This is a genomic window from Deinococcus sp. JMULE3, from assembly GCF_013337115.1.
Classification (GTDB): Bacteria; Deinococcota; Deinococci; order Deinococcales; family Deinococcaceae; genus Deinococcus.
This window is the reverse complement of sequence record NZ_SGWE01000004.1, coordinates 2827662-2853909: the sequence shown is the minus strand read 5'-3', so window position 1 is coordinate 2853909 and position 26248 is coordinate 2827662. Positions and strand designations below refer to the sequence as shown.

General features: G+C 70.7%; 28 protein-coding genes and 2 tRNA genes. 15 read left to right on the top strand and 15 right to left on the bottom strand.

Going from position 1 to position 26248, the window contains the following annotated elements:
• Position 1: 1 nt before the first annotated feature.
• On the bottom strand, positions 2–622 hold the full coding sequence (locus EXW95_RS16715; RefSeq protein WP_174368402.1) for a LysM peptidoglycan-binding domain-containing C40 family peptidase: 621 nt from the start codon (positions 620–622) through the stop codon (positions 2–4).
• Between the two features lie 463 nt (positions 623–1085).
• On the opposite strand from EXW95_RS16715, the gene EXW95_RS16710 reads away from it, so the two are divergent.
• The 5 genes from EXW95_RS16710 (at position 1086) to EXW95_RS16690 (ending at position 4374) form a co-directional block, all read left to right on the top strand.
• Positions 1086–1448, top strand: a complete 363-nt coding sequence (locus EXW95_RS16710; RefSeq protein ID WP_058976254.1) for a hypothetical protein — start codon at positions 1086–1088, stop codon at positions 1446–1448.
• Positions 1449–1656: 208 nt separating this feature from the next.
• Positions 1657–1950 (top strand): DUF1844 domain-containing protein, encoded by a 294-nt coding sequence (locus EXW95_RS16705; protein ID WP_174368401.1) that lies wholly within the window; start codon positions 1657–1659, stop codon positions 1948–1950.
• Between the two features lies 1 nt (position 1951).
• The gene (gene dtd, locus EXW95_RS16700) at positions 1952–2392 is read left to right on the top strand and encodes a D-aminoacyl-tRNA deacylase (RefSeq protein WP_174368400.1); all 441 of its coding nucleotides are present in this window, start codon (positions 1952–1954) and stop codon (positions 2390–2392) included.
• Between the two features lie 74 nt (positions 2393–2466).
• Positions 2467–3564 carry a M23 family metallopeptidase gene (locus EXW95_RS16695; RefSeq protein WP_174368399.1) on the top strand — a complete coding sequence of 366 codons (1098 nt, stop codon included), beginning with the start codon at positions 2467–2469 and terminating at the stop codon, positions 3562–3564.
• A gap of 18 nt (positions 3565–3582) precedes the next feature.
• Positions 3583–4374 carry an N-formylglutamate amidohydrolase gene (locus EXW95_RS16690; RefSeq protein ID WP_174368398.1) on the top strand — a complete coding sequence of 264 codons (792 nt, stop codon included), beginning with the start codon at positions 3583–3585 and terminating at the stop codon, positions 4372–4374.
• A 51-nt stretch (positions 4375–4425) separates the two neighbouring features.
• On the opposite strand, the gene EXW95_RS16685 is transcribed toward EXW95_RS16690, so the two are convergent.
• On the bottom strand, positions 4426–5418 hold the full coding sequence (locus tag EXW95_RS16685; protein ID WP_174368397.1) for a polyprenyl synthetase family protein: 993 nt from the start codon (positions 5416–5418) through the stop codon (positions 4426–4428).
• Positions 5419–5519: 101 nt separating this feature from the next.
• Between EXW95_RS16685 and EXW95_RS16680 the strand changes: the two genes are divergently transcribed.
• The gene (locus tag EXW95_RS16680; protein WP_174368396.1) at positions 5520–6518 is read left to right on the top strand and encodes an alpha/beta fold hydrolase; all 999 of its coding nucleotides are present in this window, start codon (positions 5520–5522) and stop codon (positions 6516–6518) included.
• A 63-nt stretch (positions 6519–6581) separates the two neighbouring features.
• The gene (locus EXW95_RS16675; protein ID WP_174368395.1) at positions 6582–8138 is read left to right on the top strand and encodes a GGDEF domain-containing protein; all 1557 of its coding nucleotides are present in this window, start codon (positions 6582–6584) and stop codon (positions 8136–8138) included.
• 34 nt (positions 8139–8172) lie between these two features.
• Here EXW95_RS16675 and EXW95_RS16670 read toward each other — a convergent pair whose 3' ends face one another.
• Positions 8173–8868 (bottom strand): Crp/Fnr family transcriptional regulator, encoded by a 696-nt coding sequence (locus tag EXW95_RS16670; protein WP_174368394.1) that lies wholly within the window; start codon positions 8866–8868, stop codon positions 8173–8175.
• 121 nt (positions 8869–8989) lie between these two features.
• Here EXW95_RS16670 and EXW95_RS16665 point away from each other — a divergent pair, with 121 nt between their 5' ends.
• The 6 genes from EXW95_RS16665 (at position 8990) to EXW95_RS16640 (ending at position 15877) form a co-directional block, all read left to right on the top strand.
• A complete protein-coding gene (locus tag EXW95_RS16665; RefSeq protein ID WP_174368393.1) occupies positions 8990–9697 on the top strand; it encodes an ABC transporter ATP-binding protein in 708 nt (235 codons plus the stop codon).
• Positions 9698–9923: 226 nt separating this feature from the next.
• The gene (gene gnd, locus EXW95_RS16660) at positions 9924–10994 is read left to right on the top strand and encodes a phosphogluconate dehydrogenase (NAD(+)-dependent, decarboxylating) (RefSeq protein ID WP_174368392.1); all 1071 of its coding nucleotides are present in this window, start codon (positions 9924–9926) and stop codon (positions 10992–10994) included.
• On the top strand, positions 10991–12787 hold the full coding sequence (gene zwf / locus EXW95_RS16655; RefSeq protein WP_174368391.1) for a glucose-6-phosphate dehydrogenase: 1797 nt from the start codon (positions 10991–10993) through the stop codon (positions 12785–12787). Before gnd ends, zwf begins: the two co-directional genes overlap by 4 nt.
• A gap of 16 nt (positions 12788–12803) precedes the next feature.
• Positions 12804–13748 carry a glucose-6-phosphate dehydrogenase assembly protein OpcA gene (locus tag EXW95_RS16650; RefSeq protein ID WP_174368390.1) on the top strand — a complete coding sequence of 315 codons (945 nt, stop codon included), beginning with the start codon at positions 12804–12806 and terminating at the stop codon, positions 13746–13748.
• A gap of 83 nt (positions 13749–13831) precedes the next feature.
• Entirely contained in the window at positions 13832–14950 is a 1119-nt protein-coding gene (gene queG / locus EXW95_RS16645) for a tRNA epoxyqueuosine(34) reductase QueG (RefSeq protein WP_174368389.1), read from the top strand.
• A gap of 78 nt (positions 14951–15028) precedes the next feature.
• Positions 15029–15877 (top strand): glutaminyl-peptide cyclotransferase, encoded by an 849-nt coding sequence (locus tag EXW95_RS16640; RefSeq protein ID WP_174368388.1) that lies wholly within the window; start codon positions 15029–15031, stop codon positions 15875–15877.
• A 57-nt stretch (positions 15878–15934) separates the two neighbouring features.
• On the opposite strand, the gene tmk is transcribed toward EXW95_RS16640, so the two are convergent.
• The 7 genes from tmk to EXW95_RS16605 form a co-directional block, all read right to left on the bottom strand.
• The gene (gene tmk, locus EXW95_RS16635; protein ID WP_174368387.1) at positions 15935–16561 is read right to left on the bottom strand and encodes a dTMP kinase; all 627 of its coding nucleotides are present in this window, start codon (positions 16559–16561) and stop codon (positions 15935–15937) included.
• Positions 16558–17349, bottom strand: coding sequence for a Nif3-like dinuclear metal center hexameric protein (locus tag EXW95_RS16630; RefSeq protein ID WP_058976201.1), 792 nt, complete (start codon positions 17347–17349; stop codon positions 16558–16560). Before EXW95_RS16630 ends, tmk begins: the two co-directional genes overlap by 4 nt.
• 107 nt (positions 17350–17456) lie before the next feature.
• A tRNA-Met gene (locus tag EXW95_RS16625) sits at positions 17457–17533 on the bottom strand.
• Between the two features lie 34 nt (positions 17534–17567).
• A tRNA-Ala gene (locus EXW95_RS16620) sits at positions 17568–17643 on the bottom strand.
• 94 nt (positions 17644–17737) lie between these two features.
• Entirely contained in the window at positions 17738–18409 is a 672-nt protein-coding gene (locus EXW95_RS16615) for a TrmB family transcriptional regulator (protein WP_046842813.1), read from the bottom strand.
• 256 nt (positions 18410–18665) lie between these two features.
• Positions 18666–19256 (bottom strand): ATP/GTP-binding protein, encoded by a 591-nt coding sequence (locus EXW95_RS16610; RefSeq protein ID WP_174368386.1) that lies wholly within the window; start codon positions 19254–19256, stop codon positions 18666–18668.
• A 51-nt stretch (positions 19257–19307) separates the two neighbouring features.
• Entirely contained in the window at positions 19308–19793 is a 486-nt protein-coding gene (locus EXW95_RS16605; protein WP_174368385.1) for a roadblock/LC7 domain-containing protein, read from the bottom strand.
• Positions 19794–20084: 291 nt separating this feature from the next.
• Between EXW95_RS16605 and EXW95_RS16600 the strand changes: the two genes are divergently transcribed.
• The gene (locus EXW95_RS16600) at positions 20085–21788 is read left to right on the top strand and encodes a phosphodiester glycosidase family protein (RefSeq protein WP_174369034.1); all 1704 of its coding nucleotides are present in this window, start codon (positions 20085–20087) and stop codon (positions 21786–21788) included.
• Between the two features lie 322 nt (positions 21789–22110).
• Here EXW95_RS16600 and EXW95_RS16595 read toward each other — a convergent pair whose 3' ends face one another.
• The 4 genes from EXW95_RS16595 to EXW95_RS16580 form a co-directional block, all read right to left on the bottom strand.
• Positions 22111–23073, bottom strand: a complete 963-nt coding sequence (locus EXW95_RS16595) for a VWA domain-containing protein (protein WP_174368384.1) — start codon at positions 23071–23073, stop codon at positions 22111–22113.
• A gap of 61 nt (positions 23074–23134) precedes the next feature.
• Positions 23135–23620, bottom strand: a complete 486-nt coding sequence (locus EXW95_RS16590) for a Nudix hydrolase (protein WP_174368383.1) — start codon at positions 23618–23620, stop codon at positions 23135–23137.
• A 148-nt stretch (positions 23621–23768) separates the two neighbouring features.
• Positions 23769–24305, bottom strand: a complete 537-nt coding sequence (locus EXW95_RS16585; protein WP_174368382.1) for a YfiT family bacillithiol transferase — start codon at positions 24303–24305, stop codon at positions 23769–23771.
• The gene (locus EXW95_RS16580) at positions 24302–24667 is read right to left on the bottom strand and encodes a nucleotide pyrophosphohydrolase (RefSeq protein WP_174368381.1); all 366 of its coding nucleotides are present in this window, start codon (positions 24665–24667) and stop codon (positions 24302–24304) included. The genes EXW95_RS16585 and EXW95_RS16580 overlap by 4 nt, the downstream gene beginning before the upstream one ends.
• A gap of 80 nt (positions 24668–24747) precedes the next feature.
• On the opposite strand from EXW95_RS16580, the gene EXW95_RS16575 reads away from it, so the two are divergent.
• Positions 24748–25638, top strand: coding sequence for a hypothetical protein (locus tag EXW95_RS16575; protein WP_174368380.1), 891 nt, complete (start codon positions 24748–24750; stop codon positions 25636–25638).
• A gap of 48 nt (positions 25639–25686) precedes the next feature.
• Here the strand turns inward: EXW95_RS16575 and EXW95_RS16570 are convergent, their stop codons facing one another.
• The gene (locus EXW95_RS16570) at positions 25687–26175 is read right to left on the bottom strand and encodes a DUF4384 domain-containing protein (protein ID WP_174368379.1); all 489 of its coding nucleotides are present in this window, start codon (positions 26173–26175) and stop codon (positions 25687–25689) included.
• Between the last annotated feature and the right edge of the window lie 73 nt (positions 26176–26248).

Here is a 26248-nt window from a genome sequence, read left to right as displayed (position 1 = left end):
TTCAGTTCAGGACGCGGCGGGCGCCGTCGTAGCGGTTAGCCCAGTAGGGGTTGCCGAACAGGGGTTCGATCATGGTGCGGCCGTGGTAGCTGTTGGCGTTGGCCATCATGCCGTCGCCGAGGTACACGCCGACGTGGCTGGCGGTGCGGCCCATGGTGTTGAAGAACACGAGGTCCCCGGCGCGCAGGTCGCGGCGGCTGACGGCGCTGCCGACCCGCCACTGCTGCGCGGCGGTGCGGGGCAGGTTGATGCCCAGCTGGCGGAAGACGCTCATGGTGTAGCTGCTGCAGTCCAGTGCGCCGCCGCCGGTCGCGCCGAGCACGTAGCGGGCGCCGAGGAAGCGGGTGGCCGCGGCGCGGATGGTGGCGTTGCCGGTGGCGACCGGGGCGGGCGCGGCGGCCTGGGGGCGCGCGGCGGGTGCGGGGGTGCCGCCCAGGTTGAGGGTCTGCCCGACCTGGATGGTGGTGCTGGGCAGTTTGTTCAGTTTCATCAGGGTGGGGGCGTCCACGCCGGCCTTCTTGGCGATGGAGTACAGGGAGTCGCCGGGTTTGACGGTGTAGGTGGCGGCGGTGGCGGTTCCGGTCAGGGCCAGGAGGGTCAGGAGGATGCGCGTCGCTTTCATCGGTAGGCAAAGTTTAACCTACCTTTATTTATTCGTCCTTAATTCATCTGCTTTCCGGGGTCAAATATGCGCCTATACGGCCTCTATACGGCCCGCCTGCTGATTCATGAGTCAGAAACCGGCCCCTTCTGCCATGATTCTCAGAATGCAGCTCACAGCCCCGGATGCCAGAAAAGTGCTTTGCTGCACGCGCCGTGCAGCGTTTGCCGAAAATGCCACAACCTCAGCGTTCTCACGCAGGCGCTCCGGTGGCCCGGCGCCCTCCCTCCAGGGCATGAAGCACACCCTGCCCGACACACGTCACTGACGGCGCGCATCATACACACCATACACACAGCTATACGCGCAGGCCCAGCCGCCTCATGAGCCGGGCCGCACGCACCTCCGGACGACTGCCTATACTCGGCGTACCAGCCCCGCACCTCGCCCGACCAGTGGCGATCGGGGTACCCTGGAGGACGGCATGAAGGAAATCCTCTCCACCGAGCAGATCCAGACCGGACTCAAGCACTACCGCCGCATCGCCCGGCAGGACATGCTGCGATCAGGCGAAACCCCCCACCCCGACGCATTCCTGAAACACGCCGAGAGCCGCCGCGAGGTCTACACCCGACTCGGCGCGTTCGCCGACGACCACGGCCCCGACGAGGTCATCACCCACGCCCTGGACCTGTACCGCACCCTGCCCTTCGTGACCGGCACCCCCGAACACGAACACCCCGACATCAAGGGCCAGGAAAACGCGCTGGAGAACTTCTTCCTGCTCGTCGGCCTGGACCCCAAGACCCGCCGCGAGGCCCGCAGCAAACGCCCCCGCCTGAGCTGAGCCGGACTCCGGTTGAAAGGTTTGCAAACCTTTCAACCCGAGCGGAGCGAGCAGGAGAGAAACGGGTTCCGGGCGTGGAGTTTGCAAACCGGTGTCCTTCCGGTTTGTGAACGAAACAGACGGAACCCGTATGAAGGCCCCTCCCGGCACGCCGCCCCCTGCCCCGCAGGTGGGCGGCGCACGACTGGCAGCCGCTACACTTCCAGCCATGTCGAACCCCGAATTCGTCGGACTCGTGAACTCCCTGCAGGCGACCGCCGAGGCCGCCCTGGGCGACCTGAACGCCGCGACCGCCAGCGCCGCCCGCGACGGGCTGCTCGAGGAACGCCGCGCCCGCCAGACCGCCGAGCGCAGCCTGAAACTCCTGACCATGCTCGCCGAGAAGACCCGCGGCAACCTGGATTTCACCGAGGCGGACCTGTTGACCGACGCGATCGCCAGCGTTCGCGAACGTCTCGCCGCGCCCAGCCCCAGCGCCGACGCCGCCCCCGACGCGAACTGACGTGCGGGCCACCCTCCAGCGCGTCACCCGCGCCACCTGCACCGTCGAAGGTGAACTGACCGGGCAGACCGGCCCCGGCCTGCTCGTCCTGCTGGGCGTCGCGCCCGGCGACACCGACGCCACCGCCCACGCCATGGCCGCCAAGATCGCCAAGCTGCGCATCTTCGGCGACGACCAGGGCCGCATGAACCGCAGCGTGCAGGACATCGGCGGCGGCATCCTGAGCGTCAGTCAGTTCACGCTGTACGCCGACACGCGCGGCGGCAACCGCCCCAGCTTCACCGCCGCCGCGCCCCCCGACCACGCCCGCGCGCTGTACCACACCTTCAACGCCGCGCTGCGCGCCCTGGGCCTCCCGGTCGGCGAGGGCGTCTTCGGCGCGCACATGGTCCTCGACCTGACGAACGACGGCCCCGTCACCCTGACCATCGACCTCGACTGACCGGGTACGCGGGCGCCGTCTCCGGATGTGGGTCCGGGGGTGGTTTCTCACGTCCTGCGCGTAGGGTGGGGCGCATGACGCGCCGAACGCTGGCCGCCCTGCTGCTCCTGACCGCGCTGCCTGCCCTGGCGGCCCCGTACGTGGTGCGGGCCGGGGACACGCTGTACTCGATCGCGCGGGCGAACGGGACGACCGTGGACGCCCTGCTGCGCCTGAACAGGCTGTCCGGCACCGCGCTGGAGGTCGGGCAGACCCTCCAGCTGCCCGCCAGGGGCGAGACGCCGCCCACCGCGACCGGGAAGCCGGGCCTGCCTGCGCCGCTCCCGGCGGGGCAGCTGACGCCCACGCCCGCCACGGCGCGGATCGCGGGTGTGAACATCACGGTGCCGACCAGCCTGCGGATGGGCGACGCGTTCCTGGTCAGCCTGAGTGGACCGCGCGCCGCGCAGGCGACCGTGCGATTCCCCAGCGAGGTGGGCGAGGACGTCCGGATGCCCAACGAGATCCTGCGGCCCACCGGTGGCGCCGGGCAGTTCGTGGTGGTGGGCCGCGTGGTGCTGGGCAAGACCACCCCGGTCGTGTACGAGGTGAGTCTGGACGGGCAGCTGGTCCGGGGGCGCATTCCGGTGCTGGGCCTGGAGGACCCCATCCAGCACCTGAACCTGCCGCCCAGCGTGAGCCGGGTGCTGGTGGACCCGGCCCGCGCAGCGGAGGACGCGCTGGTGGAGAAGGCGTACGCGCGCCGCACCCCGCAGGCCTGGAGCAGACCCTTCGCACCTGCCCTGAAGGGCGTGTCGCCGACGAGTTCGTCGTTCGGGCAGCCGCGCACGTACGTGGCGGGCGGCCCGGTCGCGTACCACTTCGGCACCGACTACCCCGCCAGGGCCGGGACGCCTGTACTGGCCGTGAACGACGGCACGGTCGTGATCGCCGGGCGCTACCCGGTACGCGGCGGGCTGGTCGTCATCGACCACGGGGCGGGCGTCGTGAGTCTGTACTTCCACCAGAGCAAAGTCACGGCGCAGGTCGGGCAGAAGGTGAGGCGGGGCGACAAGGTCGGCGAGGTGGGCAGCACCGGCCTGAGCGCCGGGCCGCACCTGCACCTGGAAATCCGCGTGCGCGGCGAGGGCACCAACCCCGCCGGGTGGACGGGCCGCCTGTGGCCCCGCTGAGGGGCGTATCCTCCGGGCGTGCCTGAACTGAACCGACTGCTCGTCGTGACGCCGCACCCGTCCGGCGCGCTGCCCGCCGAGGTGCTGAGTGACATGCTCGGCCCGGACCTCCTGAACGCAGAGGCGCGGGACGCCCTGCTGCGCCGCGTGTTCCTGGACGGCGACCCGTACACCGACCTGATCTTCCACCTGCCGGGCGCGCGCAGCGTGCAGGCCGCCTGGAGCCGCTTCGCGGTGGACCTGAACCGCGACCGCGACGACCGGGACGAGAACGGCGTGATCAAACGCGGCACCTTCGACCGTCAGCCCCTCTACCCGCCGGAGTTCACCCTGAGCGAGGCGGCGCGCGAGACCCGCCTGCGCCGCTACTGGGACCCGTTCCACGCCCTGGTGGCGCAGGAGGCACGGGAGGCGGACCTGCTGATCGTGGGGCACTGCATGGCCCCCAGCGGCCCGGCCCTGAGCCACGACACGGGCACGCCCCGCCCGGGCCTGTGCCTGATGACCGGCACGGACGATGCCCCCACCTTCCCGCACGCGGCGTGGGAGGACCTGCGTGCCGCCTGCGCCGACGCCTTCGCACCCGTGCTGGCGGGCACCCCCTACCCGGACGTGCAGGTGGGTGTGCCCTGGCAGACCGACACCATCAGCGCCGCGTACGCAGCGCCGGACCGCGCGGCCTTCGGCATCGAGGTGAACTCCGGGCTGTACCTGAACGTGGACGGCACGCCCCGCCACGACGTGATCCGCGCGCTGAACGAGGCTTTTACCCGCTTCGCCCCGCAGGCCCTTGCCCTCACCTGGGGCTGAGCAGACAGAAACGGAGGGGGCACTGCCGCCCCCTCTGATCCAAATGCGGGTTCAGTGGTCGCGGGTGGCGAGGGTCCGCATGGCGCCGAGCAGTTCCTGCGCCGCCTGTGGGTTCGCGGCGCCCGCCAGCGCTCCCGCCAGCGCCGCGAGGCCCGCTGCGGCCTCCTGGTCGGCGTAGGCCTGCGCGTGGGCGACGCTGCCGCTGTCCAGCAGCCAGCGGTGGATGTCCGCGATGACTGCCGGGTCCTTGTCGGGCCGGACGCGGTGCATCTGCGTCAGGAAGGCGCCGCGCTGTTCTGCGGGGGCGTGCGCCAGCCAGTGCAGGACGATCATGGTGCGTTTGCCTTCCAGCAGGTCCCCGCCGATCTCCTTGCCGTACTTGGCGGGGTCGCCGTTCAGGTTCAGCACGTCGTCGCGGATCTGGAACGCCGCCCCCAATGCCAGGCCGGCGGGCAGGAAGTCCGGGTGCGGCGCGGCCCCGGCGGCCAGCGCGCCCAGTTGCAGCGGCACGACGACCGTGTAGTACGCGGTCTTCAGGCGCACCATGTCCAGGTAGTCGGCTTCGGTCAGACTCCACTCGCGGGCCTCCACCCAGCCCAGGTCGAGGTGCTGGCCCTCGGCGGTGCGGTGGATCATCTCCAGGAACGCTTCCATCGCGCCGGGCACGCCCGCGCGGTGCACGGCCGCCCACATGTAGGCGTGCAGGCCGTCCCCGGCGTTGATCGCCAGGGGGACGCCGTGCAGGCGGTGCAGGGCCGGGCGGCCGCGGCGTTCCTCGCTGTCGTCCTCGATGTCGTCGTGGATCAGCACCCAGTTCTGGAAGAGTTCCAGCGCCGCCGCGAGCCACAGCGCGCCTTCCCAGGCGGGGCCGGGCTGCACGCCGTGCGCGCGGGCGCTGGCGAGCAGCAGGTCGCTGCGGATGCCCTTCCCGCCGCGTGCGGGGTAGTCGCGGAGCATGGCGTGGTACGCGGCGAGTTCGGGCCGCCCGGCGTGGGCCGGGTCGGGCAGCAGGGACAGCACGCGGGACAGCAGTTCGGCACGCATCGCCGCGCAGCATAGAGCAGCCGCCGTCCCCGAAGAACCCATGAAGGCGCAGTGGGTGCCCCCGGACAGTTCCGCGCGGCCGGGGCCAGGAGGATGAAGGCATGACGTCCTCCCGACTGCGCCGCGCCGTGACCCTCTCGCTGCTCCTCGCCGGACTGACGGTCGGCGCGGTCGCTGCCGCCCAGGCGGCACAGACCCCAGCCGCCGCGACCACCGCTGCGACGACGGTGGCCGCCCCGACGCTGCGGCCCGCGCTGGGTGGCGAGCGGCGGTTCCTGACCCTGCCGGGCTTCGGGCGGGTCGCGTACTACGCCGATCCGCGTGGCGAGGGCCGCCCGCTGGTGCTGACGGTCAGCGTGAACGCCGCCGCGAGCGCGTACGAGATGAAACCCCTCTGGGACGCCTTCGCCGGGACGCGCCCGGTGTACGCGCTGGAATGGCCGGGCTTCGGCAGCAGCGACCGTCCGGACGTGAAGTACACCTCTGCCCTGATGACGGGCGCCCTGACGGCGCTGGTCGCGGAGCTGGGCAGCGAGGTGGACATCGTGGCGCTCAGCCTGGGCAGTGAGTTCGCCGCGCGGGCCGCGCTGCAGGAACCCCGCATCCGCAGCCTCGCCCTGATCAGTCCCAGCGGGCTGGGGCAGCCGCGCGGCGGCACGCAGCGGGCCACCAACGAGGACGGCGGGCAGACGCTGTACAACCGCCTGAATACCTTCAGCACGCCGCTGTACGCGCTGCTGCGGACCCGCATCAGCATCGAGTACTTCCTGAGCCGCTCGTTCCGCGGGCCGGTCGATCAGGGTCTCGTGAACTACTCCATGGACACCACGCGGCAGCCCGGCGCGAAGTACGCTCCGCTGTACTTCATCAGCGGGCAGCTGTTCACCGCGGACGCGTACGGCGACCTGTACAGCCGCCTGACCGTGCCCACGCTGGTGCTGTACGACAGGGACGCCTTCGTGTCCTTCGACCGCCTGCCGCAGTTCACCGCGCAGCCCAGTGTGCGTGCGGTGCGGATCGAGGGCACCGACGGCCTGCCGCAGTTCGAGAAGACCGGCGCGGTCGTGGAGGCCCTGCGGGCTTTCTGGGCCCTCCCCTGACGGGGGACGCGGCACCTGCCCTGCACGGACCCCTACCGACAACGTATCGTGGACGCTGAGACCATGCCGGACGCGCCCCCTTCCCCCCTCACCCTGGCCCTGGCCTGGGATCAGCGCGACACCACGCCCGCGCTGGCCCGCCAGAGTGCCGTGGCGCACCTGAACACCCCCGCGCACGCGCAGGCGAGCGTGCTGCTGGGGTACCTCGACTGGCGGGAGGGAAAACTCCCGAAGGCGACCGAGGAGGTCAGCGCCGCGATCAGCACCCTGAGGCTCGGGGAGCCCAGCGTGTGGCTGGGGCGCGGGCTGAATATTCTCGCGGCGCTGCAGAGCACCCTGAACCGCGCCGACCGGGCCGTCGAACTGTACGAGGAGCAGGTGTCCCTGGCGCGGCATATCAACGACCCGGAACTCACCGCGACCGCCCTGCACGATCTGGCCGTCGAGTTACGCAGGAGCGACCCGCAGCGGGCACGGGCGTACATCACCGAGGCGCTCGGGACGTTCCGGCAGCTGGGGTACGACTTCGGGGTGGCAATCGCCCACGCGAACCTCGCCGAGTTCGACCGGGACGAGGGGGACCTGCCCGGCGCGCACCGTCACGTGCAGCGCGCCCTGAGCTACCCGCACCTGGATCAGCATCCGCACCTGGAAGCCAGCCTGCTCGCCTCGCTGCTGCTCGTTCAGCCCGAGCCGATCAGCGAGGCCGAACGTCGCCGCGCGCACCGTCGCCTGCGGCAACTGCACGACCAGAGCAGCAACCCGGAACTGCGCGCCACGGTCGCCCTGACCCTCGCGGCGCACACCGAGCCTGCCGCGGCTCGCACGCTGCTGGACGAGGCCCTGCGTGACCTGAGCCCGCTGGGTGATCACGTCCTGCTGCCTGAACTGCACGAGCAGCTGTGCACGCTGCACGAGGAACTCGGTGATCCCGCGCGGGCGCTGCACCACCTGCGCGAGACGCTGGCGTACATCCGCCGCACGCACCTCGCCGAACGACGGCAGAACTTCCAGACCTTCGAGATCCTGACCCGCATCCAGTCGCTGCAGGATCAGGCCCGCGCGGAGCGGCAGCGGAACACCGAACTGCAGGCGCACCTGCAGGAACTCCGCGCGCTGAACGCCCGCATCCGCGAACTGAGCCGCACCGACCACCTGACCCGCCTGGCCAACCGCGAGCACCTCTTCACCGAGGGGCAACGCCTCGCGCAGACCGCCACCAGTCACACGCCCCTGAGTGCCGCGCTGATCGACATCGACCATTTCAAGATCGTGAACGACACCTGGGGTCATCAGACGGGGGATCTGGTGCTGCAGCGCGTGGCCCGCATGATCCTCGACGTGGCGCGGCCCGGTGACATCGCGGCGCGCTACGGCGGCGAGGAGTTCGTGCTGCTGCGCGCCGCGCCCGCCGGGGACCTGAGTGCCAGCTGCCACGACCTGCAGCAACTGATCCGCCTGCACCCCTGGGGCAGCGTCGCGCCGGGCATGCAGATCACCCTGAGTATCGGCGTGGCCGAGGCCACCAGCGGCGAGTTCGACCGGCTGCTGGGCGACGCCGACCGCCGCCTGTACGACGCCAAACGCGCCGGACGCAACCGCACGCACGACCACGACTGATACGGATTCCGTCTGATACGTGGCGGGTCTGGCGCTATTCGCCCTGTTCGGATTCTTCCAGGGTGATGCCCAGCAGCCCGTCCACGTTCAGCAGGATGACCTGCTGGCCGTTGCTGCGCACGAGGTCCGACTGTTGCAGGCGGCGCATGACGCGCGACACGGTCTCCCGGCTGGACGAGATGCGGGCCATGATGTCCTGCGTGCTCAGGGGCAGCACCTCGGGGTTGGGCACCCCGGCGCGGACGCGCTGCTGGTACAGGTTCGTGAAGACGTGACTCAGGGCCGCCTCGGTGTTCAGGCCGAAGGCGATCAGTTCGTCGTTCAGGAACGTGACGCGCTGCACGAGCATCGCGCTGAGGTTCCACAGGACGTCCGGGTGGCGGCGCAGGATCTGCTGGAAGTGCGTGCGGTACAGCATCAGGGTCGTGACGTCGCTCAGCGCGCGGACCGTGGCGCTGCGTTCCCCGCCGCCCAGCACGGCGGTCTCGCCGACGACCGCCGGGGCGTACACGTCGCCCATGACGCGTTCGCGGCTGCCCAGGCTGACGCGGGACACCCGGACGACACCGCGCGTGATCAGGTGCAGGGCCTCGCCCTCGGCGTCCTGTTCCAGGATCACCTGCCCGGCCCGGAAGTGCCGTTCGGTGGTCACCTGCGACGCTTCCTGAAGCGCTTCCTGCGGCACATCCTGAAAGAGAGGTAGGCGTTTCAGATCATCCAGCCGCGACATTTCCCGCACATCCTAGCCTGACTCGGCACGCGTGAACAGTCACCGGGCGGGAAGCACCGCAGAACGTGAAGATGAGAAACGCGCCGCAGGTCCGGTTTGCGGCGGGGCGTTCCGCTGTAGCATGCGCCGCGTGACCGCCCCGAGTGCCGCCCCGACCGCCGCCCCTGCCCTGGAAGGCCGTGACCTGAAGCAGGCGTTCGGACCGCAGACCGTGCTGCGCGGCGTGAGCCTGACCGTGCAGCGGGGCGAGGTGGTGGCCGTGACCGGCCCGTCCGGCAGCGGCAAGAGCACCCTGCTGCACCTGCTGGGCGGCCTGGACGCCCCGCAGGAGGGCGAGGTGCACTGGGCCGGCGAGCGGGTGGACACCCTGGGCACGCAGGACCGCGCGCGGCGCCGCGCCGGGCAGCTGGGGCTGGTGTTCCAGCATCACTACCTGCTGGAGGACCTGACGGTGCTGGAGAACGTGCTGATCCCGTCGCGCCTGTCGGGCCGGGGCGATCCGGGGAGGGCGCGCGAACTGCTGGCGCGGGTGGGCCTGTCGGGCCGCGAGGACGCGTACCCGGCGGTCCTGAGTGGCGGCGAGCGGCAACGGGTGGCGGTCGCGCGGGCGCTCGCGGCGCACCCGGCGGCGGTGCTGGCGGATGAACCGACCGGCAGCCTGGACCGCGCGAACGCGCAGGCCGTAGCGGAGCTGCTCGTGAACCTCGCGCGGGAGGAGGGGGCGGGCGTACTGCTCGTCACGCACGACGACCGCCTGACCCGTCACGCGGACCGCACGCTGCACCTGCTCGACGGGCAGTTCACCGGCAACGCGCCGGACTTCGACTGATCCGGATTCCGTTTGAGAACGTGAGCGGGTGGGCGTGGAGCCCTGGGGCGTGCCGGTCGCGCCGGGGCGGCACTGGATTCCGGTGTGGCGCCGTCATGTGGAGGACTGCTCTGTTCATGCGCCCTGAAGCTGCGCGTTGCCCTGGACGTCACGTGGCGGGGCGGACGTATAGTGCTTCACGTTGAGGCGGGAAGGCCGGAAGCGCTTCCACGCCGGGAGGACAACCATGAAACTAGGCATGATCGGACTGGGCAAGATGGGCGGCAACATGGTTCTTCGCCTCACCCAGGGTGGCATCGAGGTCACCGGCTACGACCGCAGCGAGGAATCCGTCGCGCAGATCGAACGTCAGGGCGCCCGTGGTGCTCGCAGCATGGACGACCTGATCGCCTCGCTGGGCGAGCCCGGCACGCGCGCCGTGTGGGTCATGGTGCCTGCCGGGAAGATCACCCAGAGCGTCATCGACGACCTCGCCTCGCGCCTCGCGCCCGGCGACATCGTCATCGACGGTGGGAACAGCAACTACAAGGACAGCATCCGCCGCGCCGAGGACCTCGCCGAAAAAGGCATTCACTTCGTGGACGTCGGCACGTCCGGCGGCGTGTGGGGCCTCAAGGAAGGCTACGCCATGATGATCGGCGGCGCCGAGGAGGCCGTCGAGCGCCTGCGGCCCGCCTTCGAGGCGCTCGCGCCCGCCGCGGACCGCGGCTGGGGCCGCATGGGCCCGGCGGGCAGCGGGCACTACGTGAAGATGGTCCACAACGGCATCGAGTACGGCATGATGCAGGCCTACGCCGAGGGCTTCGAGCTGATGAAGGCGCACCAGGACTTCAACCTCGACATGGCGCAGATCGCCGAACTGTGGCGGCACGGCAGCGTCGTGCGTTCCTGGCTGCTCGACCTGACCGCCGAGGCGCTGCAGAACAAGGCCGAGTTCGAGAAGCTCTCGGATTACGTGGCGGACAGTGGCGAGGGCCGCTGGACGATCATCGACTCCATCGAGCTGGGCGTGCCGACCCCCGTGATCACCCTGGCGACGCAGATGCGCTTCCGCAGCCAGCAGGAGGTCAGCTACGCCGGGCAGATGCTCTCGGCGATGCGCCGCGCGTTCGGCGGGCACGCCGTGAAGACCATCGAGTCCCCCCGCCAGGAGGGCCTGGTGCCCGAGGTGGCGCCCGGCGATCACCCCAAGGTGGCCGCGCCGGAGAACATCGGCCAGACCGCCAGCACAGGCGAGGGCAGCGCCGCCGAGCAACTGGGCGAGACCGGCCAGCAGCGCGTGAAGGGTGACGCATGACCCGCAGCACCAAAAAGGACAGTGCCAAGAAAGATCCGGCGAAGAAACCTGCCGCAAAGAAACCGGCAGCCAAGAAGGCCGCCAGCGCCGCCCCCGCGAAGGCAACCCGCGCCCGTGGCGTGAAGGCCAGCGAGGTACAGGAGAACGTGGACCGCAAGGTCGCCGCGCAGGCGGTCGGGGTGGCCGACGCCGCCCCGAAGGCGAAGAAAGCCGCCCCCAAGAAGAGCGCCCCCAGAAGCAGCGCGGGCGCCCCCGGCGAGGACGGCAGCAATCCCTTCCGCGCGCTGATGCGCCGCAACCGCGCGCCGGAACCCGCGACGCTGGTGATCTTCGGCGCGACCGGCGACCTGTCGCGCCGCAAGCTGCTGCCCGCCGTGTTCGGCCTGTGGCAGGACGGCCTGCTGGGCAGTGCGTTCAACATCGTCGGAGTGGGCCGTCAGGAGATGACGGACGAGCAGTTCAAGGACTACGCCATCCAGGCGCTGAAGGACAGCAAGGAAACCGACGCGATCCAGCCGGGCAGCCTGGAGAAGTTCCGGGAACTGCTGTACTACGAGTTCGGGGATTTCGCCGGGGACGAGGTGTACGCCAAGCTGGGCCGTGAACTCGACCGGGCCGAGGAGGCGCACGGTGGACGTAAGAACGCCCTGTTCTACCTCTCGACCCCCCCGAGCCTGTTCGAGCCGATCAGCAACGGTCTGGGCCGCCTGGGCCTGGCCGACGAGTCAGAGGGCTGGCGCCGCCTGGTGATCGAGAAACCCTTCGGGCGGGACCTCGCCTCCGCGCGGGCGCTGAACGACGCGATTCATCACGTGTGGAACGAGTCGCAGGTGTACCGCATCGATCACTACCTGGGCAAGGAGACGGTGCAGAACCTCATGGCGATCCGCTTCGGGAACGCCATCTTCGAGCCGCTGTGGAACCGCGGGTACGTGGATCACGTGCAGATCACGGCCGCCGAGGACCTGGGCCTGGAGGGCCGCGCCGGGTACTACGAGGAGGCGGGCGTGGTGCGCGACATGCTGCAGAACCACCTGATGCAGCTGTTCGCCCTGACCGCCATGGAACCCCCGGCGGCGTTCGACGCGGACGCCATCCGCGACGAGAAGGTGAAGGTGCTGCGCGCCGTGAAGGAGATCCCCAGCGGGCGCGTGCAGGAGGTCGCCGTGCGCGGCCAGTACGGCGCGGGCACCCTCTACGGCGAGAAGGTCCCCGGCTACCGCGACGAGCCCGGCGTGCGCGAGGGCAGCGTGACGCCCACGTACGTGGCACTGAAGCTGGAGGTGGACAACTGGCGCTGGCAGGGCGTGCCGTTCTTCCTGCGCACCGGGAAACGACTGCCGAAGAAGGTCACGGAGATCGCCGTGGTGTTCAAGCGCCCCCCGCTGGGCATCTTCCCCGGCGGCCTGGAACGCAACGTGCTGGCGTTCCGCATCCAGCCGGACGAGGGCGTCAGCCTGAAGTTCAGCTCCAAGACGCCGGGGCAGGAGATGGTGCTGCGCGAGGTCGTCATGGACTTCCGGTACGACGCGTTCGGCGCGCAGCTCGAGAGCCCGTACTCGCGCCTGCTGCTCGACGCGATGGTGGGCGACGCGACCCTCTTCCCGCGCGAGGACGAGGTGGACCTCGCGTGGCAGATCGTCAGCGGGATCCTCAGCGAGTGGGACGCCGACCCGGCCCGCAAGCCGCGCAGGGGCGAGGGGCCGGACTTCCCGAATTACACGTCCGGCACCTGGGGTCCCGACGCGGCCGACGACCTGATGGGCGAGGACCGCCGCTGGCGGCGCCTGTGAACCGGGAGGTGAGTGCGTGACGTACGCGACGGACCTGAAACCGCTGGGGCCGGTGGACACCACCGTCCGCAAGGCCCAGGCGACGCTGGACGAACTGTGGGTGCAGACGAACGTGGAGACGCGCGCCTACACCGGGAACATGATCGCCCTGACCGTGAAGAAGCACCTGGGCCGCGTGCAGGAGGCCCTCGCGGGCCTGGAGGGCCGCTACGCGGGACGGCAGATCATCGGCGTGATGGACGGCACCGACGACCTGACCGTGCACGCCGCGCTCGTCCCGCAGACGGGCGGGCTGTACGTGGAACGCCTGACACTGGAGGCCAGCCCCGAGCAGTTGCAGGGCGCGATCCTGCCGCTGATCCGCCCGGCGACCGTGAACCACGTCTGGTGGGGCGCGGACAGCCGACCCGAGGGCACGCTGCTGGCGGAACTGACCGAGATCGCCGATCAGGTGATCGTGGACAGCCTGACGCTGGACGTCCCGCCGTCGCGGCACTACGCGCTGGCGGACCTGGGCTGGAGCCGCTCGGCGAGCTGGCGTGAGGCGCTGGCGCAGCTGTTCGACTCGCCGGACGCGGCCCGGCAGCTGCCGCGCGTGACGCACCTGACCGTCCGGCACGCCGGGAAGAAGGACCTCCCGGCGCGGCTGTTCGCGGGCTTCATCGCGAGCACGCTGGGCTGGACGGACCTGAGCACCGTGGAGTTCAAGATGGGCCGCTGTGGCCGCGAGAACGGCGACCTGTGCGGCGTCGAACTGCGCGGCGAGGGCGTGACCTTCAGCCTGAAGGCCGAGGGCGGCGACATCGCCCTGGCCGCCTGCCACTGGGACGGCACGCAGCGCGTCAGCGAGGTGCCCGTGCCCAGCATGACGCTGGCGCAGGGACTGGCGCGCGTGATGGCCCGCCCCGAACGCGGCGAGGTCTTCGAACGCGCCTGGACCCTGGCAAAACAGACGCTGTAACCGCCCAGCAGGAGGGGCCGCGCCGCTGGTCTGGTGCGGCCTCTCCCCTTTCCAGTTCGGGCGGCGCGGCATACTGCGCGGCGATGAGCGCCTCGCCCCATGACATGCTTCACGACCTCGCCCTGAGCCTCGGGGCGGACGCGGTCGGGTGGGCTCCGGCGCGGGTGCCGCGCGCGGCGGTGGACGAGTACGCGGGGTGGCTGGCGGCGGGACGGCACGCGGGCATGGGTTACCTGGAGCGGCAACTGCCGGTGCGGGCTGATCCTTCTCAGCGCCTGGAGGGCGTGCAGAGCGTGCTGGTGCTGGGCGTGTCGCACGCGTTCGCGCCGCCGCCCGTGCCGGAGGGGGGCGTGCGGGTGGGCCGCGTGGCGCGCTACGCGTGGACGCCGGACTACCACGACCAGCTGCAGCCGGTGCTGTCGCGGCTGGAGGCGGAGGCGGCGCGGCTGGGCGTGCGGGCGCGCGGGTACGTGGATCACGGGCCCGTCATGGAGCGGCTGTTCGCGTCTGGGGCGTTCCTGGGCTGGCGCGGGAAGTCCGGGATGATGGTCAGCACGGGGCTGGGTGCGTTCGTGACGCTGGCGGTCCTGCTGACCGACCTCCCGCACCCCGGCGGGGCGGAGGCGCACCCGGACCGCTGTGGGCGCTGCGCGCGCTGCGTGACGGCCTGCCCGACCGCCGCGATCGGTCCGGACCGCGCGATCGACGCGCGGCGCTGCGTGTCGTACCTGACCATCGAGCACCGCGGGCCGGTCCCGCACGAGCTGCGGCCTGGGATGGGCGAGTGGCTGTTCGGCTGTGACGTGTGCAGCGAGGTCTGCCCGTGGACCCTGAAGGCGGGGCCCCTGGCGCAGCTGCTGAAACCCGACCCGGAACTGGCGCACCCGGACCTGTCGCGTTTCTTCGGGGTCAGCGAGCGGGAGTTCGAGCGGCAGTGGGCGGGCACGGCGTTCCTGCGCCCCCGGCGCAAGGGCATGGCCCGCAACGCCCTGACGGTCCTGGGGAACACCCGCGCGCCGCAGGGCTGGCCGCTGATCCTGGCCGGTGCACAGGACCCCGCCTGGGAGGTGCGGGAGGCGGCCGCCTGGGCCCTTGGGCAGTGGGGCGAGACCGGGCATCTGACGCCGCTGCTGGACGACCCGCACGAGACGGTGCGGGCGACTGCCGAACAGGCCCTGGACACCACCTCCACACGTCCCTGACCTTCGGACGGCCTTCATCAACCCGCATGCAGGCAGACGCCTCCGCGCGTCCCGGACGCGGCCCGCTACCATGTGGGCGTGCGTTCCGGTGCCCTCCTGCTTCCCTGCCTGCTGCTGACCCTGTCGGCGCCCCCTTCTGCCGCCCAGTCGGTCGCGACGCCTGTCCTGACGCCCACCGTGACGGCCCGTTACCTCCACGACCGCGCGGCGTTCACGCAGGGCCTGCAGTACCTGGGGAGCGGCACGCTGCTGGAAAGCACCGGCGTCGTCGGTCAGTCCGGCGTGCGGCGCGTGGACCTGAAGACCGGGAAGGTCCTCGCGAAGGTCGCCACCCCCATCGCGGGCGCGTTCGGTGAGGGCGTCACGGCCCTGAACGGCGTGGCGTACCACCTCACCTGGGAGGACGGCGTGGCCGTCACCTTCGACGCCGCGACGCTCAAGGAAACGGGCCGCTACCGCTACAGCGGCGAGGGCTGGGGCCTGACCACCGACGGCAAGGCGCTGATCATGAGCAACGGTTCGCCGACGCTGGTGTGGCGCGACCCGAAGACGTTCCGGGTCAAGCGCAGCGTGCAGGTCACGGACGCCGGACAGCCCGTGAAGAACCTGAACGAACTGGAGTACGTGCAGGGCAGCGTGTACGCCAACGTTTGGCTGACCGACCGCATCGCGCGGATCGACCCGCAGACCGGGAAGGTCACCGCCTGGATCGACGTGTCGGCCCTGACCCGCGAGGCCAGCGCCGCCGCCGCGAAGGCCGGGCACGCCCTGACCTTCGACGACGTGCCCAACGGCATCGCGTTCATTCCCGAGCGCGGCACGCTGCTGCTGACCGGCAAACGCTGGCCGACCCTGTTCGAGGTGAAACTGCCCGGTGTGAAGGCCGAGGACCCCGGCACGACCGGCCGCGCCCGCACACGCCGCTGACCTGAACGCAGGAGGGGGCGGCCACTGATCGGCCGCCCCCCTTACCCTGCCCCGTGTTCAGGGCAGCCGCGCCTGCACCGCCTGCCAGATCGCGTCCGACAGGTCGTCGGCCGGGCGGGTGGCGTCCAGCACCAGGAAGCGCGCGGGGGTCTGCTCCGCGAGGTGCAGGAACCCGGCCCGCACGCGGCGGTGGAAGTCGAGGTCCGCCTGTTCCAGCCGGTCGGGCTGCCCGCGCCGCGCGGCGCGTTCCAGACCCACGACCGGGTCGAGGTCGAGCAGCACCGTCAGGTCCGGCGTGAGGCCGTCCGTGGCGGCCAGCGTGATCTCCCGCAGGAGGTTCACGGGCAGCCCGCGCCCCGCCCCCTGGTACGCGAGGCTGGAATCGGCGTAACGGTCGCACACGACCACCTCGCCCCGGTTCAGCGCCGGGCGGATCTCGTTGGCGACCAGCTGCGCGCGGCTCGCGGAGTACAGCAGGAACTCCGGCAGCGGATCGATGGTCAGCGCGGGGTCGAGCAGCACCTCGCGCACCCGCGTGCCCAGGGGCGTCCCGCCGGGCTCGCGGGTCAGGCAGTGCGGCACGCCGTGGGTGTCCAGACGCGCGTCCAGCCGGGCGAGCTGCGTGCTCTTCCCGGCCCCCTCGGGTCCCTCGAAGCTGACGAACAATCCCGGCGGCGGCGTCACAGGCCGGTGGGGTGATGCAGGAACTGCCACGCCAGCCCGAACTCGTCCTCCAGGCGGGCGGCCAGGGCGCGCACGCCGAACACCTCGGTCTCGTAGTGCCCGGCGTAGATCACGTTCACGCCGTACTCGAAGGCGTCATGGAAGTGCTTGTGCTCGGGCTCGCCGGTCAGCAGGGTGTCCAGGCCCATCGCGGCCGCCTCGGCGATGCTGCCCGCGCCACTCCCGCTCAGGACCCCCAGGCGCCGCACCGTCGGCGAGCGCCCGCCCCCGTGCACGAGGCAGATCTCCCCGGTCAGTTTCTGCACGCGGTCAGCGAAGTCCTGCAGGGACTGCTCGAACGGCAACTCGCCGGCAATGCCGATCTTCCCGCCCGCCCACTCGCCGAACGGCTCGGTGTTCTGCAGCGTCAACGCCTGCGCGATCATCGCGTTGTTCCCCACGACCGGATGCGCGTCCAGCGGGATGTGCGACACGTACAGGTTCAGGTCCGCCATCAGCGCCGTGCGGACCCGTTCACGGTGCGGGCCACTCAGGGCCAGCGGATCACCCCAGAACAGCCCGTGGTGCGTGATCAGCAGGTCCGCGCCGCTGTCCGCCGCGTGCTGGATGGTTTTCAGGCTGCTGTCCACCGCGACCGCCACGCGCCGCACCGTGCCGGTGCCCTCGATCTGCAGGCCGTTCAGGCTGGGGTCCTTGAAGGCCCCCACGTTCAGGTACTCGTTCAACCAGCGGACCAGGGTGTCACGCGGCACCTCGCCGCGCGTGGGAGTCAGGGACACATACGACATGACAGGCATTCTAGGCCCGCGCCCCGACCCGCGCAGGGTGCCGTCACACACGCAGAGACGCGCCGCACAACGCAAAAACCCCGACCCGGTGAGGGTCGGAGTTCTCTTGGTGGCGATGCCCGGACTTGAACCGGGGACCTAACGATTATGAGTCGTTCGCTCTAACCAGCTGAGCTACATCGCCTTGAAAAAGCCCCGCGTGCGTGCGGGGCACCTTCTGGTGGAGCTGAGGGGATTCGAACCCCTGACCTTCTGAATGCCATTCAGACGCGCTCCCAACTGCGCCACAGCCCCTTGCTTGCCTTGCTGCCTCTTTTGAGGCTCAGCTATGCTAGCAGCGACCTTCCGGACTGTCAAGACGCGCTGCGCGGCGTGGTCAGCGCGGTGGTCAGCGGGGCTGAAGCTGCTGCGCGGCCAGCTGCACGTACCCCTCGATCAGGTGGATGATCACGGGGTTGTGGGTGTGGACGCCGTGCGCCTCGCCGACGCCGCCCTCGTCGATGAAGTGGGCCACCAGGGCCGCCTCGCCGTCGCGGGCGAGCAGGAACGCACGCTGGCCGGGCGCGGCGATGGCCGGCAGGTTCGTCAGCGGCGTGCGGTACAGGTCCACGCCGCGCGGGCTGAGGCGTTCCAGGCGGTCGGCGAAGCTGGCCTCACCGGCCATGAACAGGCTGCGGCGGGCGTTCAGGGTGAGGTCCTCGCACAGGCTGCGGATGGCGGCCTCGCCGTACAGGTGGTACACGGCTTCCGGGGCCGGGTCGGGGGCGAGGCGGGACAGGTCGCGGTCCAGCGCGCCCAGACGGTCGTCGAAGGCGCGGCGGGCGCGGGCGAGGTACTCGCGGGCGCTCAGCGGCGCGTACTCCAGGGGGTTCTGTCCGACCTTGGCGGCCAGACCGCGGCCCTCGAGGCGTTCGAGCGTCTCGTAGATCTTCGGACGGGGAATACCGGCCTGCCGGGCCACGCGGGCCGGGACGGCGCGGCCCAGGGCCAGCAGGGCGGTGTAGGCACGGGCCTCGTACTCGGTCAGCCCGAGCGCTTGCAGGTGGATCACGGCGCTCATTACGCCTCAGCATACGGGATGCGCCGCCCGGCCACCCCACCCCCGCCCGGCAGGGACCTGCCCGCGCCCACACGAACGGTCCCACCCGGAGGGAATCCAGGCGGGACGCGGGAGTCCGGATTATATGGACTCCGGTTGAATGGCTGACAAAGCCGTTCAACCCGAGCGGATGCGAGCAGGAGTAAAACGGGTTCCGGACGTGGAGTTGACGGATCGGCGGTGTTCCGATCTATCAACGAAACAAACGGAATCCGTATTACTTGTTCTGCGAGAGGCGTTCGAGGACCAGTCGGCTGACGGTCTTCAGGGTTTCGAACACGCCGACGCCCTTGTCGGACACCGCCTCGAAGATCATGAGTTCCTGCTTGGGGTCCACGACCGCGCGGATCATCTCCAGGGGCAGCGCGTCGGGCAGGTCGCGCTTGTTCACCTGCAGCACGATCGGCACGTCGCGGACGTCGATGCCGTGCTCCTGCAGGTTCTCGCGGAGGTTGCGCATGCTCTCGGCGTTGGCACGCAGGCGGTTCGGGGCGCTGTCGGCGACGAACACGATGCCGTCCACGCCGCGCAGGATCAGTTTGCGGCTGGCGTTGTAGAACACCTGCCCCGGCACGGTGTACAGGTGGAAGCGGGTCTTGAAGCCCTGCACGGTGCCCAGGTCCAGCGGCAGGAAGTCAAAGAACAGGGTGCGTTCGTCCTCGGTCGCCAGGGAGACCATCTCGCCGCGCAGGTGGCCGGGCACCTTGGAAAACACGTGCTTGAGGTTGGTGGTCTTGCCGCTCATGCCGGGGCCGTAGTAGACGATCTTGCAGTTGATTTCGCGCGCCGCGAAGTTGATGGTGCTCATGGAACTCCTCTGGTGGTGAAAACGGACGGTGAGGGAAGGTCGGGGGCCGCGTCAGCCCAGCAGGTCGTCGAGGAGCGACGTCGCGCCCGCGCTGAAGTCCTCGCCCAGCTGCACCGGGGGGATGTCCTTGAGTTCGTCGAGGATCGCGGCGATCTGCGTGATGCTCTTCTTGGCGTACACCTTCACCTTGCCCAGCGGGACGCTCGCGTCGAAGATCAGCGTCAGCAGCGAGTCCGTGCCGACCGATTCCACGTACAGCGTGCCGTTCTCACCCTGGTGGATCTGCTCGCTGAAGGTCCGTTCGCCGAGCATGTTCGCCAGCGCGGCGGTCGCGGCGGCGTTGCTGGCGACCAGCGTCGCGACGCTGTCCAGCGCCGGGGGGCGCGGCGCCCACAGGGCTTCCTTGTGCGACAGGACGAAGCCCTTGCGGTCCACGAGCAGACCGTAGCGCACGCCGGTGGTGTCGAGCAGTTCCTGAATGAGGGCGTCGACGCGTTCGAAGGCGTCCCCGTACAGCGCCAGTGAAGGTTCGATCATATGACGGAAGTATAAAAACACATTTCATACAAGCTCGTCACTGAGACTGACCACCGATCATCCACCGATCATGAAGTGCCGGGGCCGGAGCTGACGGGACGCTCACCAGTCTGCCCGCAGCGTGACGCTACACTCCCCGGCGTGAGTCCCCGTCGTCCCCGCCGCGCCGCCCGCCTCCTGACCAGTCTGCTGGGCGCGGCCCTGCTGGGGGCAGCCGCCGCGCGACCCGTCGCGATCGGCGGGGTGGTCCAGGCGGCCGCCGTGAGTACCGTGACCCTGCCCGGCGCCGAGATGCTCCCGGTGTGGACCCTGCCGCGCCTGGGCGTCACCGTCCGCAACGACCCGGCGGACCTGCGGCTGCAACTGGGCACGCGGGAACTGCGCTTCGCGCCCGTGACCGGCTGGCGCGCGGTGGGCTTCACGCTGAGCGGCCCACTGCCCGTCCCGCAGTTGAGCGGCGGAAGTCTGCTCGTGCCACTGTCGGCGCTGGGGGCGCTGGGCGTCCCGGTGCTGGCCGACACGCCGGCCCTGCTGGACTTCGCGGCGCCGACCAGCGTGCCCACCGCGACCCTGCCGCCCTCGCCGGACCTGACGTCCGCGCCGCAACCCACGCTGCAGCCTGCCCCGCAGCCCACGCCGGGACCCTCTCCCCTGCCCGGCCCGCCGCCCAGCCCGACGTTCGCGGTGAACCTCGACACCGTCCGCGTGAGCCGCACCCTGCACCGCACCGTGGAGGTGCAGCGGGTCGTGCTGGAACTCAGCGGCGCCGCCCAGAGCAGCGTCACCCGACTCCAGAACGGCCTGAACGTCACCCTGAGTGGCGTGTCCGTCACGCCCGGCACGCAGACCCTGGAATCCGGCGACACCCTGACCCTCGCGCAGACCGCGCAGGGCGCCAGCGTGAGTCTCACGACCGGCGGCGGGCGCAGCGAGATCTTCACGCTGAACAACCCCGACCGGGTCGTGATCGACACGACCACGTACCTGGACAGCAGCGTGCCGCCACCCGTGGACCCCGACGCCCTGCCCGACGGCGTGACGTACCGGCAGCTGGGCGGCCTGCACCTGCTGAGCTTCGACCCGGCGCGCTTCCAGCCGCGCGTGGTGAGCGCCCCGACCGGGCAGGCCAGCGGCGTCGCGGACCTCGTCAGGCGCGCCGGGGGCGTGGCGGGCGTGAACGGCGGGTACTTCGACCCCGGAACGCACCTGCCGGTCGATCTGGTGGCCGTGGGCGGCCTGATGACCGCCCCCAGCCTGGAAAAACGCGCCACGCTGGGCTTCACCGCGCAGGGCGACACGATCTTCGGGTACCCCCGCCCCCGCTACGTCCTGAGCGGCGCGGGCTTCAGCGTGACCGTGAACAGCGTCCGCGCCAAGGCCGCGCCGGACCTGCTCACGGCGTTCGTCGGGGACGGCCGCACCCGCGTCGGGGCGGACACCCTGACCACCCTGCTCGTGACCCCCGGCACCTCACAGGTACGTTCCGCACTGACCGGCGTGATCACGCCGCCCGAGGGCACCCTCGCCTTCACGTTCGACCCGGCCCGCTTCCCGCAGCTGCCCCGCGCGGCGAACATCCCGCTGACCGTCACGCTGAACTGGCGTGAGGACGGCTGGGACGCCGCGACCGACGCCCTGAGCGCCGGGCCGCTGCTCGTGCAATCGGGCCGCGTCGCGCTGAACCCCGCCCGTGAGGGCTTCAACACCGCCGCGAGCATCTGGCGCCCCACCCGGCAGGTCGCGTTCGGCACGCTCGCCGGGCAGCCCACCATCGCGTTCCTGGAACACGGCAGCCCCGAGGCCTTCGCCGCCGCGCTCGTGAAGGCCGGCGTGCGTGACGCCGTGCGCCTGGACAGTGGCAGCAGCGCCACCACGTACGTCACGGGCGGGTACGCGAACCTCGGCGGGTACCTGAACACCGTCTGGAGTCGCCCCGTCCCGAACGCCATCGTGCTCGTCCCCCGCGCCGACCTGACCCCCGCCGCGCGCCGCTGATACGGGTTCCGTTTGTTTCGCTGACAACCCGGAACGTCACCGGGTTGTCAGCTTCACGTCCGGAACCCGCCCTGCTCCTACTCGCATCCGCTCGGGTTGAAAGTTTTTGCAAATTCAACCGGAGTCCCTCTCATACGGGATTAAATTGACTTGCTTCCAACGTGATTGCCTTCCGTTGTCCCCTCTCCCCCTGTGGGACTCGGAGAGCTGCGCAGCAGAGAGGGAGGGACTCGCAGAGCTGCGCAGCCGAGGAGCGAAGCGACGGAAGGGTGAGGGGGCCACCGGGCGACTCCGAATGTTTTGGAATCACTGGAATCCCGTATCACTGCACGGTGACGCTGAAGGGGGACACGACCGTACTGTCCTTCTTGCCGTTCTCCTTGAGGTTCACGACCAGCTCCCCGGTCACGACCGTGCCGGCTTCGGGCTTCTGCGTGAACTGGAGTTCCAGGCAGCCCTCGGCCTCGGCGCTGTTGAAGAGCTTGCCGAACATCTCCGTCAGTTCGTCAGGGTCGTTCGTCTGCTGGAAGAACCCCCCGGTGCGGGACGTGATGTCCTGCGACACGGCGAAGTCCACCTCGCCGGTCACGTCCAGACCCACGATGTACACCGGGGTGCCGTTCGCGTTCGCGGTCGCCACGACCTCGTCGACGGTCGCTTTGCTGGCGTTGTCCTCCCCGTCGGTCAGGATCAGGATGCGGGTGTTCGTCTTGCCGGTCGCCTCCAGCAGGTCGCTGACGTCCAGGATCGCGTCGTACAGCGGGGTGTTGCCCCCCACGAAGGTCGCGTGGTTCACGGCGGCCGTCATCAGGCCCTGGTTCCCGGTGAAGTCCTGCCACAGGTACGCGGCGCGCAGGCCCTCGCTGGGCAGGGTGGTCGCGTCGAAGGACAGCACCGCGCCCATGTCCTCCTTGCGCATGCGCTTGGCGAAGGCGTGCCCGGCCTGACGGCGCCGCTCGTCCGGGTCGTTCCAGGACATGCTGCCGGTGGAATCCAGGGCCAGCGCGGCCGTCAGGTCCCCGTTCGTCTTGACGTTCCCGCACACCTTCACGTTCGCCTGCCCGGCGCTGAGGTTCCGGACGGACGCCGAATCGATCTGCGCGGTCCCCGTGACGGTCTCGCCACTGACCGGCGTGAAACTGAACTGGTACGTGCCCTGCGCGACCATCCGCGACCCGTTCACGGTGCCGGACGTCGCGGCGGGCGGCAGGGTCGGACCGGACGGGGTCGAGCCCCCACAGGCAGTCAGGATCGCGGCGGTCAGGATCAGGATCGGTGTACGCATGGTGTGAGCCCCTCCGAGGTTGAAGTGCCCTCACGGTAGGCCCATCAGTCCGACTCGACTCTCACCCGGCGGCACATGAAGACGCCCGGTCACGTTCCCGCAGGGCGTCCTCGTAGAAGAGTTTCGTGTGGTGCATGCGGATCAGCCCGGCATCGTACAGCGCGTCGAACTCGGGTTTCGGCACGAAGCGGACCTCCAGCACCTCGTCGGGCAGGGTGGGCGTGAAAGTGGACTCTGGCAGGGCCTCGGCCAGCCACGCATGTCGCAGGACCGGCTCGCCGTCCGGGAAGTGCCCCAGGTACGCCGCGAGGAACTTCAGGAGGCCCGCGCGGACGCCCGCCTCCTCCCAGGCTTCGCGGACCGCCGTGTCCTGGGGGTTCTCGCCGGGTTCGACGGTCCCGCTGGGGATGTGCCACAGCCCGGCCTTCTGGCGCTGCTCCGGCACGCCCTGTTCCCGCACGAGCAGGATGTCGCCCGCCGCGTTCAGGACGACCACGCCCGCCGCGCGGTGCTCCACGGGGGTGTGCAACTCCGGGCCGAACTGCATCAGCCCTCCCGCCTCACACAGACTCCGATTGAAAGGTTTGCAAAAACTTTCAATCCGAGCAGAGCGAGTGGGAGAAAAACGGGTTCCGGGCGTGGAGTCAATAACCCGGCGTCCTTCCGGGTTGTTGACGAAACAAACGGAATCCGTATCACGCCCAGCCCAGCCGCTCGCGCAGGGCCGTGATCTGAGCCACGTGGTGCCGCCCGTGCCACGCGTACATGGCGAGCAGAGTGTCCACGCTGTACGTGCGGCCCTGCGCCGGGTGCGTCCACGGGCGCGCCCAGTCGTCCCCCTGCGGGTCCAGGGACGCCAGCAGCATCCCCAGCCGCGAGTGCAGCGCGTCCAGCAGGTTCAGGCTCACCTCGGGCACCAGCTCGTGGTCCGCCAGGGTCGCCCAGCGGTCCTCCTCGTACGGCTTGATGACCGGGTTGTCCTCGGTCAGGGCCAGCTTCAGGCGGACGAACGCGTTCATGTGACTTTCCGCCACGTGATGCACGACCTGCCGCACCGTCCAGCCCCCCTCGCGGTACGGGGTGCCCAGTTGCGCCTCCGACAGGCCCTGCACCGCGTCGAACAGGTCCGCGGGCAGCGCGAAGACGTGCCCCAGCGCCTCCACCCGCTCGGTCGGCGTGAGGGTCAGGGGCGTGGGCATCGGCCCGAGCGGGTAGCGCAGGTCCGCCGTCACAGCGCGCCCTCCCCGGCCGCGCGGTCCGCCGCTTCCTGCGGGTCCTCCTTGCGAGTCCAGCGGGTCGCGTCGCGCCGCTCGATCTTCGCCATCATCCGCTCGAAGCCCCGCTCCAGGCTCAGGCCGCGCTCGTTCGCCATGCAGATCGTCACGAACAGCAGGTCCGCGAGTTCCATCTCCAGATCCCCGGCGTCCTCACCCGCCTTGGGCGTCTTCCCGTTCTGATGCGCGATCACGCGGGCGATCTCGCCGGTCTCCTCGGTCAGGCGGGCCAGCATCAACAGCGGCGGGAAGTACCCCTCCTCGAACTGACCGATGAAGGTGTCCACCCGCGCACTCGCTTCCTGAAAGGTGAGGCTCATGCGCGCAGGATAACCGGCCTACCCGCCCCTGCGCCGGGTGGCGGATGCAGCCCCGAGCCCCGGCGACGCACCATGACGGCATGACCCGCACCACGCGCCACCTGCACGCCGGGCCCCCCGTGTGGGACCTGACCCGCCCCGAGGGTCTGGGCGTCACGCCCGACCTGGGGGACGCCAGAGCGCACCTCCCGGCACTGCGGGCGGCCCTGGCGGGCACGCTGGTCGCCGCGGACGGCGCCGACCTGGTGTTCGTCGGGCGCTCGCCCGAACCGCTGCGGGCGTACCTGCTGGGGCTGCTCTCGGGCGTGCCCGCCCTTCAGCGCGTGGCGACGCTGAACGTGTCCCTGCTGCGCGCCACGCTGACCCCGGCGCAGGCGCGCACGCTGCGGCCCCTGCTGGCCGGGGCGGGCCTGCACCCGCGCACCCTGGTCCGCGAGGACCGCCGCGCGGCCCTGGTGGACGTGGTCGCCTCCGGCGGGACGTTCGCGGAACTGCACCGCACCCTGCGCGACTGGGCCGCCGAGGACGGACTGGGCCGCGCGTGCATGACCCGCCGCGTGAGCGCCGTGGGCCTGCTGCGCGCCGCGTACGCCCGCCCCGGCGCGTGGCGCTGGACCGCCCAGCCGGACCTGCACGCCGTGCACACCCGGAGTGTGCTGACCGACCCGGCCCTGTGGCAGTGGCTGGCCGAGGAAGGCGTGAAGGTCGCCCCCCGCTGGCCCACCCAGGACTGGCCGCACCCGCGCGAGCACCTGCCCGAGCGGACCAACGACACGCGCGCCGCACTGGCGCAGAACCGCGCGCTGCTGCTGCTCGGCGAGGAACGGACCGAACGCGACCACCTGACCGCCGCCCTGATCGAAGCGGGCGGCCTGAACAGCGCCGCTGTCCGCACCCTCATCCGGCACTGGCGCACCGGCCCCCGGACGGCACGCCGCGACCGCGCCGCCCACCGCCCCCGACCCAACTGAAAGGCGGGAGAAGCCCCGCAGGCTCCCCCCGACCCTCGACACGTCCGGTCAGCGGATGTACAGGTACGTTTCCTGCACGTCGCGATCCTCGACGGCGTACGGCTGCAGGTACGCGGTGCTCGTGGCGTTCCAGCGGCCGTCGTCGAACGTGCCGCGCAGCACCAGGTCACTGGTGGGCCGCACGCGGGTGAAGATCGCACGGACGCGCTGCAGGCCGCGCGGCGCCCCCACGGTGTACACCTGATTGTCCTGCGCGCGGGGGAACACGGTCGTCCCGGCGGGCACGTACGCGTTGCGCACGATGGTGCTCGCCTCGCCGCCCTGCAGGGCGATCAGCGTGACGTACCCGGCCGAGCGGGTGCTGACCACGAAGCGCACCGATTCGCCCACCGCGTACGTGCTGCCCTCGCCCCGGTCCGGACGGAACGACGTGATCAAATTGCTGCCCGACCCCTGCAGGCCCAAGTTGGGGCGGACGGTGACGGAGCAGGCGCTGAGGCCCAGGGCCAGGGTGCCGAGCAGAATCGCATTGCGCATGCCCTCACCCTATGACGCGAAACTGACCGGCAGCTGAGTGCCGTCCTCACGAAGTGGCGCCCCCCGCCGGGCG

What these genes read in the sequence shown, in the direction of transcription:
- EXW95_RS16715 (WP_174368402.1), bottom strand. Translation starts at nt 622, where the DNA reads ATGAAAGCGACGCGCATCCTCCTGACCCTCCTGGCCCTGACCGGAACC.
- EXW95_RS16710 (WP_058976254.1), top strand. Translation starts at nt 1,086, where the DNA reads ATGAAGGAAATCCTCTCCACCGAGCAGATCCAGACCGGACTCAAGCAC.
- EXW95_RS16705 (WP_174368401.1), top strand. Translation starts at nt 1,657, where the DNA reads ATGTCGAACCCCGAATTCGTCGGACTCGTGAACTCCCTGCAGGCGACC.
- EXW95_RS16695 (WP_174368399.1), top strand. Translation starts at nt 2,467, where the DNA reads ATGACGCGCCGAACGCTGGCCGCCCTGCTGCTCCTGACCGCGCTGCCT.
- EXW95_RS16685 (WP_174368397.1), bottom strand. Translation starts at nt 5,418, where the DNA reads ATGCGTGCCGAACTGCTGTCCCGCGTGCTGTCCCTGCTGCCCGACCCG.
- EXW95_RS16680 (WP_174368396.1), top strand. Translation starts at nt 5,520, where the DNA reads ATGACGTCCTCCCGACTGCGCCGCGCCGTGACCCTCTCGCTGCTCCTC.
- EXW95_RS16675 (WP_174368395.1), top strand. Translation starts at nt 6,582, where the DNA reads ATGCCGGACGCGCCCCCTTCCCCCCTCACCCTGGCCCTGGCCTGGGAT.
- EXW95_RS16670 (WP_174368394.1), bottom strand. Translation starts at nt 8,868, where the DNA reads ATGTCGCGGCTGGATGATCTGAAACGCCTACCTCTCTTTCAGGATGTG.
- EXW95_RS16665 (WP_174368393.1), top strand. Translation starts at nt 8,990, where the DNA reads ATGCGCCGCGTGACCGCCCCGAGTGCCGCCCCGACCGCCGCCCCTGCC.
- gnd (WP_174368392.1), top strand. Translation starts at nt 9,924, where the DNA reads ATGAAACTAGGCATGATCGGACTGGGCAAGATGGGCGGCAACATGGTT.
- zwf (WP_174368391.1), top strand. Translation starts at nt 10,991, where the DNA reads ATGACCCGCAGCACCAAAAAGGACAGTGCCAAGAAAGATCCGGCGAAG.
- queG (WP_174368389.1), top strand. Translation starts at nt 13,832, where the DNA reads ATGAGCGCCTCGCCCCATGACATGCTTCACGACCTCGCCCTGAGCCTC.
- EXW95_RS16630 (WP_058976201.1), bottom strand. Translation starts at nt 17,349, where the DNA reads ATGTCGTATGTGTCCCTGACTCCCACGCGCGGCGAGGTGCCGCGTGAC.
- EXW95_RS16615 (WP_046842813.1), bottom strand. Translation starts at nt 18,409, where the DNA reads ATGAGCGCCGTGATCCACCTGCAAGCGCTCGGGCTGACCGAGTACGAG.
- EXW95_RS16610 (WP_174368386.1), bottom strand. Translation starts at nt 19,256, where the DNA reads ATGAGCACCATCAACTTCGCGGCGCGCGAAATCAACTGCAAGATCGTC.
- EXW95_RS16605 (WP_174368385.1), bottom strand. Translation starts at nt 19,793, where the DNA reads ATGATCGAACCTTCACTGGCGCTGTACGGGGACGCCTTCGAACGCGTC.
- EXW95_RS16600 (WP_174369034.1), top strand. Translation starts at nt 20,085, where the DNA reads ATGCTCCCGGTGTGGACCCTGCCGCGCCTGGGCGTCACCGTCCGCAAC.
- EXW95_RS16595 (WP_174368384.1), bottom strand. Translation starts at nt 23,073, where the DNA reads ATGCGTACACCGATCCTGATCCTGACCGCCGCGATCCTGACTGCCTGT.
- EXW95_RS16590 (WP_174368383.1), bottom strand. Translation starts at nt 23,620, where the DNA reads ATGCAGTTCGGCCCGGAGTTGCACACCCCCGTGGAGCACCGCGCGGCG.
- EXW95_RS16580 (WP_174368381.1), bottom strand. Translation starts at nt 24,667, where the DNA reads ATGAGCCTCACCTTTCAGGAAGCGAGTGCGCGGGTGGACACCTTCATC.
- EXW95_RS16575 (WP_174368380.1), top strand. Translation starts at nt 24,748, where the DNA reads ATGACCCGCACCACGCGCCACCTGCACGCCGGGCCCCCCGTGTGGGAC.
- EXW95_RS16570 (WP_174368379.1), bottom strand. Translation starts at nt 26,175, where the DNA reads ATGCGCAATGCGATTCTGCTCGGCACCCTGGCCCTGGGCCTCAGCGCC.